The following is a 16,837-nucleotide window of genomic DNA, read 5'->3' on the forward strand; positions in this document are numbered from 1 at the left end:
AAAAAAGCCGGATTAATATCCGGCTTTTCCTAAACAAACCCTAAAGGGTTATTTACCCGAGGCCTTTAAATTAAAATACTTGGCCAACTCTTCTGGGTGACCCATCAAGGTCATCATCTGCTCATTGACCTGGGCCACGGTTGTGCCTTCGGGTAAAGACACGGAAACCTTAAACTGCTCGGTGCCTTCGATAAAGCCCAATGCCGCATCACGCAAAGTTTGCGGCGCTGGCGACATGCTTAGATGCTGCTGCGCCTGTTGCTGAAACTGCTCGTAGGTCAGGCCCTGCTCGGCAATCACCCTTTGTATCAGGTCCTTCAACTTACCCTTATTGTCCAGCTTAAAGCTGAAGCTTTTCGGCACCAACTCGGTCATGGCCGTCATCAGCTGGCTTTGCAATGCCAGTTGCTGTTGCAAATTGCCCTGCCCGTTTTGCTCCAGTTCTTCGAATTGCTGACGCAGACCCATCAGCGCCTGAGAGTTGGTCATGGCAAAACTGAACTCGACATCGGCGAGCTTGCCGGCATTGATCACGGTTTTAGTGTCCGCATCACCGTTATCGGCGCTGTAATTGAACTCACTGACCACATTGATACGTTCGCCGTCGAGCTCCTGCATCTCGACCACCACCGGGCCCATAAAGGTCATGTCATTAATAGCCATGCGCGCATAATCACTCGGCTGCACCGGGTTGAAGCCGTCTAATTCTATGCTACCAATATCGGCGAACTGTACGCCATCGGGTCCCTTAACCGCGACCGAATTCAGCGCCAGGCTCTGATTGAAGAGGTTACTACTTATCTCCTTATAGCGTACATCCAGGCCAGTCTGGGCCTGCAGTTGCAATAGGTAGTCGTCGACGTCTTTGCGGGCTTCTTTACTGACATAATAATTAGCGTAGCTATAACCGCCAAATGCCATGGCCCCGAGGGCGGCAACAGTAAGTAGTTTTTTCATGCTAGATCCTTTGGAGCTGTCCGCGCTCCGAGTTAAATTAAGGGCGCAACCCTAAAACAATGCTTCGAGGGCGTCGCTTAGGCTGGCAACCGCCTGCACCTGCATCCCCTCTATCGGCTCTTTCGGTTTATTATCTACCGGTACTATGGCCCGTTTAAAGCCATGCTTGGCAGCCTCGCGTAAACGCTCCTGGCCACTGGGCACGGGACGAATTTCACCGCCTAGGCCCACCTCACCAAACACCACCAGCTCGCGCTCTAAACTGTAGTTCTTAAAGCTTGAAACCAGGGCCACGATTAATGCCAAATCGGCACTGGTTTCCGACACCTTAACGCCGCCTACCACGTTAACGAAAACGTCTTGATCCGCCACCTGCAGGCCACCATGACGATGCAGTACCGCCAATAACATGGCTAAACGGTTTTGCTCTAAGCCCACGGTCACGCGACGCGGGTTAGCCAACTGAGAATAGTCCACCAACGCCTGCACTTCCACCAACAGCGGACGCGTTCCTTCCCAGATCACCATCACCAAAGAGCCCGGCGTTTGCTCCTGAGAACGGTTTAAGAAAATGGCAGAGGGGTTTTTTACCTCACGCAGACCCTGGCCCGTCATGGCAAACACACCCAGCTCATTGACCGCACCAAAACGGTTTTTATTGCCGCGCAAGGTACGAAAACGACTGTCGCTGCTGCCTTCAAGCAAGATAGAACAATCGATACAGTGCTCCAGCACCTTAGGACCGGCCAAAGAGCCGTCTTTGGTCACATGTCCCACCATAAGTATGGCAATCTGGTTTTGTTTGGCAAAACGGGTGAGGTAAGCAGCACTTTCACGCACCTGAGAGACGCTGCCCGGTGCCGACTGAATATCGGCCATATGCATCACCTGAATGGAGTCGATAACCATGATGCCGGGCTTTTCACGCAGGGCCAACTGGCAAATTGTTTCCACATTGGTTTCCGCCAAGGTTTGCAGCTTATCGGTAGGCAGGCCCAAACGCTTGGCGCGCATGGCCACCTGTTGCAGCGACTCCTCACCGGTGACATACAGGGTTTTCATGTTCTCGGCCAGGCCACACATGGTTTGCAACAGTATGGTACTTTTACCGGCACCCGGCTCACCGCCGATCAAAATGGCGCTACCCGGCACCACGCCACCGCCGAGCACCCTATCGAACTCGATAAAGCCGGTGGAAAAGCGCGGCAGGCTTTCCAGGTTAACTTCGTCCAGGGTTTGGATTTTAGCTTCTATCTGGCCGGCATAGCCGCTGGTTGCACTGCTGCGGCCGGTGCTTTTAACCGACGGCACACGAAATTCGGTAACCGTGTTCCAGGCCTTACATTCACTGCACTGGCCTTGCCAGCGCGCAAACTCGGCTCCACATTCATTACATACAAAGGCTGTTTTCTTTTTTACCATATTGGGGGCATAATTTTTGCTTTAATTAGACTTAAACCTTGCGCTTAAGCTTGCGTAACTAAAGAATAAACAATAATTTGACTCTCAGTATAACGGTTTTTCACCGCTGGGTAATGGTTTAATACATGGCTGAAGACATTCTCCAAAAACATCAACCTCTTGTGCAAGAGCTCAAGCAGCACCTTGGCGAAAAGGGCTTTAATACCGCCTTTGACAGCAAGACGGCTGAGCTTTCCAAGGGCGAGCAGTTCCTTATTAAAATGGAGTTAAACCGCCTGCGCCAACCCTGTAACCGGGTCTTAGATCTGCGTGGCCTCAGCAGCGGTGAAATTCAAAGCTACGAATACAATAAGCAGCATCACTTTCTCGATGCCGAAGCCATTGCCGCCTTTGAACTGGGAGTTAAACGCTTTGGCGACTACACCTTGGCGGTGTACGAAATGGTCATGCAACAGGTGCAACAGCGGCGCCAACAACGCCAGCAAAAAGTCCAAGTGGAGCATGACGAGCACGATGGAGGCCGCCTTATTCGCTTTGCATCCTACGAGTCGCGCCAGCAAGAGCGCATGAATTACGCCATCAAGATACGGGTTCTGGTAAACGAGACACACATCGAAGGCAAAACCAGCGATATCTCTATCGGCGGCGCAAAACTCAAATTACCACGCCACAGCCTGCTCGAACGCGGGCAAACCATCCGGGTGCGTTTTACCGGCCTGGAGGAAGACTTTGAGCTTGGCCTTAAAGACGGTGTGCAATACCAGGTGGTGGCCATAGAGCCCAGCGTCGACCGCGAATTTTACTATGCCCGTTTAAAGCGTGGAGAAGGCCAGGAGACACCGGGCTTCGATGCCTTCTTGGCACGCTTTATCGACGGCAATAAACGCCGTTACAAGGTCAATTTAGACAACACCCTGGATGCGGTGCTCACCAAGGGGTATGAACAATATTATTTGCCCCGTATTAATTCCCTGTTTGCCTTTGTCTGTGAGCAGCAGGGTAAGTTACAGCCGCGGCTGCTATTAACCACGGAAAACAACCTCGACTCCCACACCTATTTCTGTGACGAGGAGCGTCAGTCCGTTATCGCCAGATTGCTCAATGCCGCCCGACTTAATTCGGTACTGGCGCAGCCGCTGACGCAGTCGGGCCAGGTAAAGCACACTCTCTTGTATAGCTTTACCCACAGTCATCAGAATAAGACTTATTTCTACAGCGCCACCGAGTTGGAGCTGGCCAGTCATCCTCATTTGCGCGCCTTATTTTTTGCCTTTGGCAGCCGCAAACCAAGTTGGCGCGTGCACAAATTGCAGCTGCTGCCGGTACAAGCCGATGACGCCCATATTCCCCTCTCCCTGCCCGACTCCGCCGGCGATGCCATTGCCAAGCTTAATAAGCCCCCCAGCGCCCGAGTATATAGCTACTTACGGGGTCTAACGTATCTGTGTCTGCTGACTCCGCTGCACAGCCCGGCGCTGACCCAGCGTCTGCGTCGCTATGAACTCGACCGCGCGGCGGTGAATCAATTAAAGGTATTTGGCCACCGCCGCAGTCATACCCCCGAACTTGAAGTGGTGGCATTGGAATACGCCAATCTGCGAGCCCATAGGCGCTATTTATACGCCACCGAGGTCACAGTAACCACGACACAAAACCTCGAGGTCAGTGCCAAATCACTGGATTTCAGTGTCCTGGGCATGCAAATTGAGCTGGCAGAAGGTAATAGCATAAAAAAAGGCGATGTGATCACCCTGGCCTTACCGCTGTTGCAGCAGATCACCAAGAAGTTCCACCTGGCGCAACTGCCCTACGAGGTAATGGCAATCAGTAAAAGCGGCACCGTTTTAAATTTGAAGGCCTATCAGAAAGGGCGGCAGCCTCATGCCGGGGTGTTATTTTTTGCCCAGCTGATTGACAACAATAAGGATAAACTGCAGCAATGTGAAGAAGAGCCCAAGGTACCTGGGCTGTCCAAGGCGCTGCGTAACATAGTGATTAAAAACCTGTGTCAAACGCCCCTGTATTTTTGCAAGCAAGACAACCAGTTGGCCCTGGGTGCCATTGGGCTTGGCCGCTACAGCAACAGTATTCACCGCATTTGGCGACACTTTGGTGAGCTCGGCAGACACCCGGATTTAAGCGCCTTGTTTACAGGCCAAAGCCTACAACTGCTCACCGACACCCTGCGTGAGGGTCATCGCCAAGATCAGGCCAAGGCCTTTGATCTCTTTATCCATGTGCGCCCGAAAGAAGACAAAATTGCCGATGCCATCAGCTGTCGTTGTGTGGCCCTTGAGCAAGACTATCAGGCCCTTGCCCCCTTTATTAACGATGCGCTAGATGGAGGCTTACTCTTTGCCTATCGGTTATTTTTATCCAAAACTGGGCGTCCGGATACCAAGTATCTGCTCAGCGAGCTGAAATACATTAGCCATTATGCCCTGCACAAGGCCAAGGAATTAGAAGACGCCCTGTGGCAGGTAGAGGGGGTGAGCGATGCCCTGGCCATAGACGAGCTAATTCCAAGGCTTGTTCATGTGGATATCGGCGCCTACCAGGGTATGGTCGAACGCCGTACTAAGTGGCTACAGCATATTGGTTAACGTGCCGGAATAGTTAAAAAGTAAAGTAATTGCGCCAGGCTGCCAGCGGTGATCGCCGCAGGTGCCTCGGCAACCACCTTGGCCTTACCATGCACCGCCACACCTAAACCGGCCTGATGCAGCATCAGCAAATCATTGGCACCATCACCTATGGCCAGAGTCTGCTCCTTGGCCAGACCCAGCTCATCACGATAGGCGGATAAAAAACGCGCTTTTTCCTCGGCGTCGACAATTTTCCCGCTTACCGAGCCCACCAGCACCTTGCCATCGTCATCCAAGGTATTGGCATGAATGCGATCCAGGTGTAAGAGCTTCTGCACATGGGCGGCAAAGGGAACAAAGCCGCCTGAGGCAATGGCCAGGTGCCAGTTGTGTGCGCGTAAAACCTCACACACCTGCTCTATGCCCGGCATCAGCGGTAATTGATTTTGCAGCTCGGCCACCAGAGTTAATGGGATCCCCTCTAACTTGGCGACCCGCTGGCGCAAACTGGCGCTAAATTCCAGTTGTCCGGCCATGGCCTGTGCGGTCACCGCAGCCACCTCGTCATAGACACCGCCAAGGCGGGCGATTTCATCAATGCATTCAATGGTAATGGCGGTGGAGTCCATATCCATCACCAGTAATCCGGGCTCACTGAGCTTGGGCGGATTAACCAGCACGGCACATTGCACGCCATTATCGGCGCCATACTGCTTGATTTGCTGCGCCAATTCCGGCGCTGCATCCTGCACGGTAAAGGCAAAGGCGGGCGGCAGGTCGCTGTGGGCTTCAAAGCGGCAAACGGCGCTAAGCTGACCCGGCCATTGCTGCAATTGTTGAACTAAATTAGCCACTTGCATGCCAAGTTGAAAACCGAAAACTAGTACATAGGTTGGAGTTTTCGGCTCGGTATCTGCCACCAAAGACGAATGGTCGATGTCATACCAAAGGTTTAAACTTAGCAGATTACTTAAGGACAGATCGTCTTGCTGTGCTAAAGTAGAAAAGGCAATATTAGGCTGTGACATCAAAGGCTCCAAGGCGAAATTTAATCGTGATTACGGCACTGCCAATTTAATCACCGATAGCCGTGAAAGTCAGTAACCACATGAGCGATATGAAAAATAAACAAGTAAAAAATCCGGTGCGCAGCTCACAATGGCAACGCCTTAGACGCTTACTCTTTGCCGCGCTGTGTTTTGTCTTGCTGACCTGGATGGCCTTTAACACCAGCTTCCAGGGTCATCATATGCTCTATCAACAAGGCTATCACAGTGCCAAAAGCCTGTCGCAACAGCTGGCTCTGACCGCAGCCTTGCCGCTGGAACAAAACAATAAGCCACGCCTGGGCGAGTTAACCAACCAGCTCAGCAGCGATGCGGTTATCCAAAGTGCGGTTATTTACAATATGTATGGCACGGCACAGGCGCAAAGCGAGGCCTACAGCCCTTATCAAGCCAGCTTGGGGATCACCCAGGCAACGCCGGGGATCAGCAAGCTAACCCAACCCATAGTGGTGCCGATCAACTCCCCACAAGACAACAAACCCATAGGTTTTGCCCGGGTCAATTACCTGCCGCAAACCGCCATAGACACGAGCCACCGTTATATTCATGAGGTCGGTCGCCAGGTACTGCTGATGCTGTTTATTTGCTGCATATTTACCTGGCAGCTTGGACGCGGCCTAAAGCGCTGGCAGCTAAAGCGTTACTTTCGTAAAAAAGCCAAACAGTTCAAATAAAGCTGCTCGCTTAAGGCGTCATAGTCCTGCCTTTGCAACAGCGCCGCCAGGGCGAGAAACACATTGGGTATGCGCTCCGGGGTATTCCTGCGCCCCTGATAACCACACAAGGGCATGCTGGGCGCATCGGTTTCGAGTAGCAGATGCTCGACGCCTACATGGCGCAAAGCTTGCTGAGTTTTTTGTGCTCTGGGATAGGTGATGGTGCCCCCCACCCCGAGCTTAAATCCCGCCTTGATATAACTTTCGGCCACCTGCTGTGAGCCGGAAAAAGCATGGATCACACCACCGAATTTAGGCGGACAGCGTTTAAAGCTGGCGGCGATTAGATCGTGGCTTTGTCTGTGGTGGACAATCAGCGGCAACTCAAATTCATTGGCTAAGGCGATTTGCGCCTCAAATAAACTCTGCTGCTTCCCTAACTCGCCGATACTTCTATCCAAACCACATTCGCCGACGGCGACAAAGATCTCACGGTTTGCCGCTATTAAATCACTCAACTCGGCAATATCTTGCTCTTGATGCTGGGCTAGAAAGTAAGGGTGCAAACCGGCACCAATATAGGTTGCAGGGTATTGCTTGGTGAAGGTAAGCAGGTTCGTGGATTGGGCCAGGCTCACGCCCGGCACCACAAGGTGTGTGACTCCCAGCGACAGAGCATTGGCAATGCACTGCGCCCTATCCTCATCGAATTCACTAAAATCGAGATGACAGTGGGAGTCAATAAAGCGCATTAGGGGTTTAAGCGCTCGACTTGCCAGCTGTTATCTTGCTGGCGAATATACATAAAGCGGTCGTGCAGGCGATGGGCACCGCCTTGCCAAAACTCCACCTTGGTGGGTTTAACGCAATAGCCACCCCAGAAATCCGGCAAGGGGATCTCACCCTTGGCAAACTTGTTCTTCATCTGCGTGAACTTTTCCATCAGCACCTGGCGTGAAGACACGGGCCGGCTCTGACTTGATGCCCAGGCGGCCAACTGGCTTTCCTTGGGGCGGGATAAGAAGTACTTGGCGACATCGGATACCGGCAAAGGCTGGGCTTCGCCATAGACTATCACCTGGCGCTCAAACATATGCCACGGGAAGTGCAGGCTGATTTTATTGTTCTTCGCCAATTCACTGGCTTTACGCGAGCCGGTATTGGTAAAGAAGACAAAACCCTTTTCATCCAGGTGCTTCAGCAACACGATACGCTGCGAAGGCTGGCCCTGCTCATCCACCGTCGCCACCACCATGGCCGTAGGATCGGGAATTTGCGCCTTAATGGCCTGTTCAAGCCACTTTTCGAATTGCGCAATGGGGTCGGCTTCAAGCATGCTCTCATCCAACCCGCCTTGTAAATATTCACGACGAATATCATCAAGTTTCATATCAATTCCTTCTAATTATCACCGCCGCCTCACACCAAAATCGCAAGGCTAAAGCCTCGCCTACAAAGCGAAAAACAACGACCCACAAATCACAGTATCAGCAATTGTAGGAGTGCTGACAAGGCTTTCAACCGACTTATCCCTATGAGCATACATAAAGTATGTGATTAGGGTCAGTCGGTTTAACAACGCCGTCAAAGCGAACTACAGGCCGCCTGATTCAGCAAGTGTAGGAGTGCTAGCTAGGCAGAGAAATGATTTATGTCAAGGAGCATACATCTAGTCTGTGACTCTGACTCAATCATTTCTCTAACGCAGCTAAAGCGAACTACAGGCCGCTAAGATTACATTTGCTCCATAACCTCGATGCCGAGTAAGTCGAGACCTTGGCGTAAAGTCTTCGCCACTAGCGAACACAACACCAAACGGCTAGCCTTATCTTCCTCGCTCACCCCCTCTTTCAATACCGGGCAGGCTTCGTAGAAGCTCATATACAGGCTCGCCAGCTCATACAGGTAACCACACAATACGTGCGGTGTGGCGTCACCGACCATTTGATCCAGCACTTCTTCAAACTGCATCAGTTTAATGGCCAATGCTTTTTCCTGTGGCTCAGCAATCACTACCGGCGCCTGATGCGCGGCGCTGTCGATGCCGGCCTTGCGGAAGATACTCTTAACACGAGTATAGGCATATTGCAGATAAGGAGCCGTGGCGCCTTCGAAGCTCAACATGGTATCCCAGTTAAAGATGTAGTCGCTGGTGCGATTCTTCGACAGATCCGCATATTTTACCGCGCCAATGCCCACTTTAGTGGCGATCTCTTCCTGCTCCTGGTCGTTTAATGGCGACTCGCGCTCAGACAGCTTGGCCTTGGCACGGCTGACCGCTTCATCAAGCAGATCCGCCAGTTTCACCGTACCGCCGGTACGGGTTTTAAACGGTTTGCCGTCTTCACCCATCATGGTGCCGAACGGGCAGAATTCGTAGCTGGTTTCATCGCGCAGTAAACCGGCCTTGCGAGCGGTGATTTCAACCTGGCTAAAATGCAGACTTTGACGGGCATCCACGAAGATCATGATGCGGTCGGCACCCAGCTTATGTGAACGGTACTCACAGGCTGCCAGGTCTGTGGTCGCATACAAGAAGCCACCACCTGATTTTTGTACGATAAATACCGAAGGCTCGCCGTCTTTGTTGGCCAGCTCATCAAGGAACACCACCTGGGCACCTTGGTCTTCTTTGGCAATGCCTTGTTCGCGCAGCACATCGATCATGCGCTGTAGCTCGCTGTTGTAGGCACTTTCCGCGTAAATATCTTCACGCTTAAGGGTCACGTTCAGCTTTTCGTATACTTCTTCAGAGTGCTTCACCGAGGTATCGATAAACATCTGCCATAGCTTGTCGCAATGAGCATCGCCTTGCTGCAGTTTTACCACGTACTCACGGGCACGATCGGCAAAGCCTTCTTCATCGTCGAAACGCTTTTTCGCGTCACGGTAGAAGCTCTCAAGGTCGGCCAGGGCCACCTTTTCCAGGTCAACGCCGTCATTAAGCAGGTCTTCAAGGTGCGCAATCAACATACCGAATTGTGTGCCCCAGTCGCCCATGTGGTTTTGACGAATGACTTTGTCACCACGGAACTCTAGGGTACGAGCAATGGCATCACCGATAATGGTTGAGCGCAGGTGACCCACGTGCATTTCTTTGGCCAGGTTAGGCGATGAATAGTCAACCACAACCGTGTCGGCTTTCGCATGCTCGGCCACACCCAGTTTGGCATCCTGGTTAGCGCTGGCCACAGACTCGGCCAGAAACTCTGGCTTAAGGTGAATATTGATAAAACCTGGGCCGGCGATTTCAACCTTATCCGCTAAATCGGATACGTCTAACGCATCGATAATTTTTTGCGCTAGTTCACGGGGGTTGGTTTTTAGTTTTTTGGCCGCGCCCATGGCGCCATTGATTTGGTAATCACCGAACTGCGGACGCGTGCTTTGCGTTACCGCTGGATTTGTGCCTTCTTCAAGCCCCGCAGCAAGCATGGCGGCATTGGCTTTGTCGATTAAAATTTGTTTAATGTTCATCGTTGCAGTTACCTTGCAATTGGGCCAACATCACGCTGGCCGAGATAAATTAGGGGCGATTAGTGTTCACGGGTCTCACTGAAGCTCACTTCAGGATAGCGTTCCATCGACAGATTTAAGTTTACACGGGTTGGCGCTATGTAGGTGAGGTTGTCCCCGCCATCGAGGGCCAGGTTCGCCTCACACTTACGTTTGAATTCTTCAAACTTCTTCACGTCATCGCAAGAAACCCAGCGCGCGGTGTTAACGTTGACGCTTTCATAAATGGCGTCCACCTTGTATTCCGCTTTTAAACGCGCCACAACCACGTCGAACTGCAGCACACCAACGGCGCCTACGATCAGGTCGTTGTTGATCAGTGGACGGAATACCTGCACCGCACCTTCTTCGGAAAGCTGTACCAAGCCTTTAAGCAATTGCTTTTGCTTCAGTGGATCTTTCAAACGAATACGGCGGAACAGTTCCGGCGCGAAGTTTGGAATACCGCTGAATTTGAGCTTTTCACCATCGGTAAAGGTATCACCGATTTGAATAGTGCCATGGTTGTGCAGACCTATGATGTCACCGGCGTAGGCGTCTTGTGCACGCTCACGGTCACCGGCCATAAAGGTTACCGCATCGGAAATGCTCACCTGCTTGCCCAAACGCACATGGTTCATCTTCATGCCCTGGCTGTATTTGCCCGACACGATACGCATAAAGGCGATACGGTCACGGTGTTTGGGGTCCATGTTGGCCTGAATTTTAAAGACGAAGCCGGAGAACATCTCGTCTTCTGCGCTCACTTCACGCTCGTCGTCGGTTTTACGCGGCATAGGTGCCGGCGCCCACTCGGTTAGACCATCGAGCATATGGTCCACACCGAAGTTACCTAGGGCGGTACCGAAATACACCGGCGTTAGATCACCGCTTAAGAACATTTCCTCGTCAAATTCGTTTGACGCACCTTGTACCAGCTCGATTTCTTCACGCAGTTGCGACGCCAGACTCTCGCCTACCGCTTCATCCAACTCGCTATTATCTAGGCCCTTAATGGTACGCACGTCTTGAATGGTGTGACCCTGACCCGTTTGATACAAGATGGTCTCATCGCGGTGCAGGTGGTACACGCCTTTAAACTCTTTACCACAGCCGATAGGCCAGGTGATGGGCGCACACATGATGTTAAGCTCGGTTTCTACCTCATCCAGCAACTCCATTGGGTCGCGAATATCACGGTCCAATTTGTTCATAAAGGTAACTATCGGCGTATCACGCAAGCGGGTGACTTCCATTAGCTTACGCGTACGGTCCTCTACACCCTTGGCGGCGTCGATCACCATCAAACAAGAGTCAACGGCGGTCAATGTACGGTAGGTATCTTCCGAGAAGTCTTCGTGTCCCGGGGTGTCCAGCAGGTTAACTAAGCGCTCATTGTAAGGAAACTGCATGACCGAGGTGGTGACCGAGATACCACGCTCTTTTTCCATTTCCATCCAGTCCGATTTAGCATGCTGGTTGGAGCCACGGCCCTTGACCGTACCGGCCTTTTGAATGGCCTGACCGAACAAGAGTACCTTCTCGGTGATGGTTGTTTTACCCGCATCCGGGTGAGAGATGATCGCAAAGGTGCGACGCTTATTAATTTGCTGTATTAATTCTGACATGCGGTCACTTATGAGCTGTCGACCCAACCACAACGAGGCGGTTAAGTCGCAATTAAATTTTAAAGACATTAATGCCCGAGATTATACCGACTTTAGGGTGTGCACAAAAGCGCCGAATACAAGTAAAAGTGACTTCATGGTCCACCTATGTGTATTATTGCTGAGCATTTTGTATAATTTTTTTGTTGTGGTGATTACCATAACGCGCTCAGGCTATTTTAAGACGTTGCAAGGAGGCGCACACCATGAAGACAAGCAAGCTAAGCATTCGCTTATTGTGGTACATCACCCCGGTGGTGATCTTGCCCTTGCTGTTTCTAGGTGGTTTTACCCTCACTAACGTTACCAGCTCCTCAGAGCAACAGGCGCAGCTGATTGTTAGCCGCTTTGTTGAGCAACAACAAAACAAGGTGTTTCACTCGCTCAATGTCTATCATTCCACCACTGAGTTGCTGAGCACCTCGCCGGTATTGCAAAACTTTTTGCACCAGATTGACCGCCCCAACACCTATTACACCGCCCACCTGGGTGCTCTGCTCGACGTCTTTAGCAGTTATACCGAGGCCTATCCGGATATTCTCAGCATTAACTTTATTTCCAGTACGCAACAAAGTTACGCCTACTTTTCCACAACGCTGCAAAGTGCACCGCAACAATATCCCTTTTTCGAGCAACTACTGACCAGCTCGTTGCGCCGCCAGCAATTTATGGTGCAAGAAGACAATGGCGAAACCACCCTCTACTTTGCGCAAAAGGTATTTGCCCCGGACTACCATTTGGAGCGCCCGGTGCTGCTTGGCCACATCATAGTGCGAGTGCAGCCAACCGTACTTAACACCGCAATTTTAGAGGCGCCTTACAATAACACCTTGAATTTATTGCTGACCGAGCAAGGTAAGGTGTTGTTTAGCTCCAACCATGCGCTGCTGGGTAAAACGCTCAGCAAGCAGGATTTAGAGGCCATAGATCTGTGGGCCGACAACGGCCGCCTTAATGAAATTGTGCTTGAGAGCGTCGATAACACCGAGCGCATGCTCTACGGCGTGCAAATGCCCGATGGCCACTACTTTGTCACCAGCATTCCGAAAAAAATGCTCTATCAGGCCGGAAAGGTGATCAGTCTTATCACCGCGCTGATCGTGCTGATCTCTATCGTCACCCTGCCCGTGTTGATCTTTATCGTAGTGCGTAACTTACTGCTTAACCCCATAGAGCAACTGGGAGCCGCCAGTCACCGCGTCGGCGCCAACGATCTGGCCGTGCGCCTTGATGACAAACGCACCGATGAGGTTGGCCAGTTGTTTAGCGACTTTAACAACATGGTGAACAAGATTTATCGCACCCAGGGCGAGCTTAAGGAATACAAGGACACCTTGGAGCAAAGGGTTGAGGAGCGCACGTTGGAGCTAGAAAAAACCAACAAGGCATTGGAGTTAGCCATTGAGCAGGCGGAGCAGGCCAACCAATTAAAAAGCCGCTTTTTGGCCAATATGAGTCATGAAATTCGCACTCCCTTAACCGCCATCATGGGCTTTACTGAACAGTTGCTGGAGAATAACCAAATAGACGATGACAAGGTGCAACACCAGCTTGCCACCGTGCTGCGTAACTCACGTCACCTGCTGGAGCTGATCAACAATATCTTGGATCTATCAAAAATTGAGGCGGAAAAGCTCGCCGTTAACCGCGAGCCGGTGTCACTGTATGAGCTGTTTGACGACTTGAACTCCATAGTCGAGCCCCAAGCGCAACAAAAACAACTGGAGTTTGCCATCAACTACCAGTTCCCCTTACCTAAATACATTAACAGCGACCAAACCCGCATTAAGCAGATCCTGCTCAATATTCTCACCAATGCGGTGAAATTTACCGCCAAGGGTCAGGTGCACCTAGATGTCAGCTACCACGACGATATGATTGAGTGTGTGGTCAGCGACACCGGTATAGGCATCTCGGATCAGGAGCTGACCCGTATCTTTAAGCCTTTCGAGCAAGCCGATACCACCACCACCCGTCGCTTTGGCGGCAGTGGCCTGGGCCTGTGTATTGCTAAAAATCTGGCACAGTTATTAGGCGGCGATGTGCGCGCTCACAGCCAACAAGGCTAGGCAGTCGCTTTAGCATACAGATCAACTGTAACCAGGTGTATGAGGCCCAGGACTTCTACCATGGCGTCGAGGAAATGCAACCGGTTATGGAGCCGATGCCAACCCTAAGCTGGCAACAATTCGACGGTGAAATTTTGGTGGCCGAGGATAACCGGGACAACCAAGCGCTTATTTCCCTGCTGTTGGAGCGCTGGGGGATCACTCCGGACTTTGCCAATAACGGCGCCGAGGCGGTAGAAAAAGCCCTGGTCAAAGACTACCAGCTGATCTTAATGGATATGCAGATGCCGGTGATGGGTGGTGAAGAAGCCACGCAAATGCTGCGCCATGCCGCCTACGATGGGCCCATCATTGCCCTGACCGCCAACGTGATGAAACACGATATCGAGCGTTATTTAGAGGCGGGCTGTGACAAGGCGCTGGCCAAACCCATCGACAAGGAGCAGCTCGAGCATACCCTGGCCACCTATTTAAGTCTGCAACAGGAGGCCAACTCCAAGTGGGACGACATACTTAAAAGCGAACGCTTTTTACAGATCAATGAAAACTACAAGCAAAAGCTCCCCGATTACCTTGAGCAGGTCTTGGCTCACCAGCAAGCCAAGGAATGGGAGCAGTTGCAGGCGGTGGCCCACAGCATAAAAGGCAGTGCCAGCTGCTTTGGTTTTAACGCCGTAGCCGATGCCGCCAGCGAGCTCGAGCTATCGTTGCGCAACGGCGAGTGCGAGCACCACGAATACCCGGTGCTTAAGCTTGAACACGCCATCCGCTTTGTTTTACAACCACAAGCCGAAGCGCCGAAGGGACTCTCTTAAGTCACTTGCCCCGCAGCAACTCAAAAATAAAATTACATAACGAGAACGATAAACTATGGACATGTTTTTAAATTGGGAATCGCCTGAATGGCTTGAGCTGGCGCAGTCTTGGGCGGATCAGAACCTTGCAAAGCATGGCCTTGAACCATTAGGTAAACTACAAAAGGTTTCCGGCTGGGCTCTGGGTCAAATCTTTAAGCAAAATACCAACAAGGGTCTGTGCTTTTTCAAGGCGACAGCCTTTTTGCCTTTGTTTTCCAATGAGTCGCAGCTGTGTGCAAAACTCTCAGAACTCATGCCAGAGTATGTTCCCGAGACAATGTTTATCAGCAGTGAAAAACAGTGGATGATGAGCAAGGATTTTGGTGGCGGATTACCCGAAGATGCGGACAAAGGTTTGTGGCCAAAAGCGTTTCAGCGCCTAGCTAGGCTACAACAGCAATCGACAAAGCATACAGATGCACTGATAAAAAGTGGTTGTTTACTTAGGCAAGTGGCTGATATTCCAGAGCAATTAAATAGCGCATTAAACGATACTGAGATAACACGGCACCTTACTGACGACTTTATAATTAACAAAGATGAAATACTACTCAAGGTAAAACAAGCCGTTGAGAAATTAGCAAGTTTTAATATGCCCAATACCCTCGTGCATGGTGATCTGCACATCGAAAATATAGCCCAGGTGAATGGTACTTTTATTTTCTTTGACTGGAGTGATGCCTGTATCAGCCACCCCTTTATTGATGGCACCTACATTTACAGAATGCCCGAAGGCGAAAACAAGCAAAGGATAGTCACAGCATATTTATCTCAATGGTCGGACTTTGGGGACCCTGCAACACTGCGAGACGCCTGGGATACGGCCGAGTTGGTTTGCTATGCACACCAAGCAATATCCTATGCATCCATGAAAAAAGCCCTTAGCTCTGAGCAAATGGTGGCTCTAGAGCAGGCTTTTTTAAATGCTTTTAACAGGCTGCTTGCCAAAAGTTGAACGAAATAAGCTAGGAGCTGCTCCCCATTACGCATCTAATCAGATAAGCGAAACGAGAGCGACGCATTAAGCTGAGGGTGAGGGATAGCAAGGCAACGTTATTGTTAACGGATGCTGGGTGGCTAATCATCACCCATCAAAGGTTTCATCATTAACAAGGCATCTTCGCCATCGGGGTAGTATTTCTTACGCACACCGTTAGTGATAAAGCCATAGGCTTCATACAGGGCGATGGCGGCGACATTGCTTTCACGCACCTCCAAAAACATCAGCTCGGCATTACGCGCAGTCGAGTCCTTAATGAGCGACCGCATCAACACCTTACCTAACCCCTGCCCCTGCTCACTTGGCGCTACGCAAATATCCATCAGGGTGATATCTGGGCCAGCCTGCTCGGCGACATAAAAGCCCAATAATTTATTATCGTTAAAGAGTCCGGTGCAGAAATAACGCCCGGACAAACACGAGCGCATCAGCTTTTCACTCCATGGGTGACTGTGACAGGCCCGCTCTATGGCCATCATGTCCGCCACATCTTGTTCGCCCAAAGGCGCCAGCCTATGCATCGATAAGCACCTGCTCACATTCACACAATTGCTGCCACAGGGCCTGCTTATGTGCCACTGATAAGTTGTCGCTGGGAAGGTAAACGCGATTGCCCTGCAATTGCGGTGTGCTCACATCACCCAGGTGCACCTCGCTCCCTGTGGGAAGCAGACGCAAAATATCCTCGGCCAAGGGGCCCGACAAGGGTTGTGAATCTTGGGTTTGTTCACCATCAAGAGGCTGTGTGTCATGCGCTCGGTAAGCTGCACGTAAACGCACCGGCTGTATAGCAAAAATATCGGCTAAGTGTGACTGCATACGGAAATAATTAACTTTATTTGGCGGCTGCCAGTGTAGCGTAAAGAAGCTAAGGAAAGAAGTGGCAGGGGCGGAGAGATTCGAACTCCCAACCGTCGGTTTTGGAGACCGCTGTTCTACCAATTGGAACTACGCCCCTGCAATGTCGACGCATTATAATGAGCTTTTTATAAAGGTAAAGAAAAAATATCGCCGTACCCGTTCAATTGCTTCGAAAATAAACAACTGTAGAAAAAACAGTCC

At 51.2% G+C, this 16,837-nt stretch carries 12 protein-coding genes, 1 tRNA gene and 1 pseudogene; 4 read left to right on the forward strand and 10 right to left on the reverse strand.

Features of this window, described 5'->3' with window-relative positions; genetic code table 11:
• Positions 1-48 precede the first annotated feature (48 nt).
• On the reverse strand, positions 49-957 hold the full coding sequence (locus C2M36_RS15660; protein WP_105255695.1) for a hypothetical protein: 909 nt from the start codon (positions 955-957) through the stop codon (positions 49-51).
• 51 nt (positions 958-1,008) lie between these two features.
• Entirely contained in the window at positions 1,009-2,379 is a 1,371-nt protein-coding gene (radA, locus tag C2M36_RS15665; protein WP_105255696.1) for a DNA repair protein RadA, read from the reverse strand.
• Positions 2,380-2,504: 125 nt separating this feature from the next.
• Between radA and C2M36_RS15670 the strand changes: the two genes are divergently transcribed.
• On the forward strand, positions 2,505-4,982 hold the full coding sequence (locus C2M36_RS15670) for a PilZ domain-containing protein (RefSeq protein ID WP_105255697.1): 2,478 nt from the start codon (positions 2,505-2,507) through the stop codon (positions 4,980-4,982).
• Here the strand turns inward: C2M36_RS15670 and serB are convergent.
• Positions 4,979-5,992, reverse strand: a complete 1,014-nt coding sequence (serB, locus tag C2M36_RS15675) for a phosphoserine phosphatase SerB (RefSeq protein WP_105255698.1) — start codon at positions 5,990-5,992, stop codon at positions 4,979-4,981. The two genes, C2M36_RS15670 and serB, sit on opposite strands and share 4 nt — an antisense overlap.
• A gap of 89 nt (positions 5,993-6,081) precedes the next feature.
• Here serB and C2M36_RS15680 point away from each other — a divergent pair, with 89 nt between their 5' ends.
• Entirely contained in the window at positions 6,082-6,705 is a 624-nt protein-coding gene (locus C2M36_RS15680; protein WP_105255877.1) for an AhpA/YtjB family protein, read from the forward strand.
• Here the strand turns inward: C2M36_RS15680 and C2M36_RS15685 are convergent.
• The 4 genes from C2M36_RS15685 to prfC all read right to left on the reverse strand — a co-directional run bounded on the left by C2M36_RS15685 (position 6,672) and on the right by prfC (position 11,810).
• Entirely contained in the window at positions 6,672-7,439 is a 768-nt protein-coding gene (locus C2M36_RS15685) for a TatD family hydrolase (RefSeq protein WP_105255699.1), read from the reverse strand. The genes C2M36_RS15680 and C2M36_RS15685 overlap by 34 nt on opposite strands.
• The gene (pdxH, locus tag C2M36_RS15690) at positions 7,439-8,077 is read right to left on the reverse strand and encodes a pyridoxamine 5'-phosphate oxidase (protein ID WP_105255700.1); all 639 of its coding nucleotides are present in this window, start codon (positions 8,075-8,077) and stop codon (positions 7,439-7,441) included. Before pdxH ends, C2M36_RS15685 begins: the two co-directional genes overlap by 1 nt.
• Before the next feature lie 344 nt (positions 8,078-8,421).
• Positions 8,422-10,164, reverse strand: a complete 1,743-nt coding sequence (gene argS / locus C2M36_RS15695) for an arginine--tRNA ligase (protein WP_105255701.1) — start codon at positions 10,162-10,164, stop codon at positions 8,422-8,424.
• Positions 10,165-10,223: 59 nt separating this feature from the next.
• Complete coding sequence (gene prfC, locus C2M36_RS15700; protein WP_105255702.1) at positions 10,224-11,810, reverse strand: peptide chain release factor 3; 1,587 nt, start codon at positions 11,808-11,810, stop codon at positions 10,224-10,226.
• Between the two features lie 245 nt (positions 11,811-12,055).
• On the opposite strand from prfC, the pseudogene C2M36_RS15705 reads away from it, so the two are divergent.
• Positions 12,056-14,733 (forward strand): annotated as a pseudogene (locus C2M36_RS15705) (ATP-binding protein).
• Positions 14,734-14,788: 55 nt separating this feature from the next.
• Positions 14,789-15,730, forward strand: coding sequence for a phosphotransferase (locus C2M36_RS15710; RefSeq protein ID WP_105255703.1), 942 nt, complete (start codon positions 14,789-14,791; stop codon positions 15,728-15,730).
• A 122-nt stretch (positions 15,731-15,852) separates the two neighbouring features.
• On the opposite strand, the gene rimI is transcribed toward C2M36_RS15710, so the two are convergent.
• The 3 genes from rimI to C2M36_RS15725 form a co-directional block, all read right to left on the reverse strand.
• Complete coding sequence (gene rimI / locus C2M36_RS15715) at positions 15,853-16,296, reverse strand: ribosomal protein S18-alanine N-acetyltransferase (RefSeq protein ID WP_158678972.1); 444 nt, start codon at positions 16,294-16,296, stop codon at positions 15,853-15,855.
• Positions 16,289-16,594 carry a hypothetical protein gene (locus C2M36_RS15720; RefSeq protein ID WP_105255704.1) on the reverse strand — a complete coding sequence of 102 codons (306 nt, stop codon included), beginning with the start codon at positions 16,592-16,594 and terminating at the stop codon, positions 16,289-16,291. Before C2M36_RS15720 ends, rimI begins: the two co-directional genes overlap by 8 nt.
• A gap of 62 nt (positions 16,595-16,656) precedes the next feature.
• A tRNA-Trp gene (locus tag C2M36_RS15725) sits at positions 16,657-16,733 on the reverse strand.
• Positions 16,734-16,837: the final 104 nt, after the last annotated feature.

The sequence above is a fragment of the Pseudoalteromonas sp. T1lg75 genome, from assembly GCF_002964705.1.
Classification (GTDB): Bacteria; Pseudomonadota; Gammaproteobacteria; order Enterobacterales; family Alteromonadaceae; genus Pseudoalteromonas.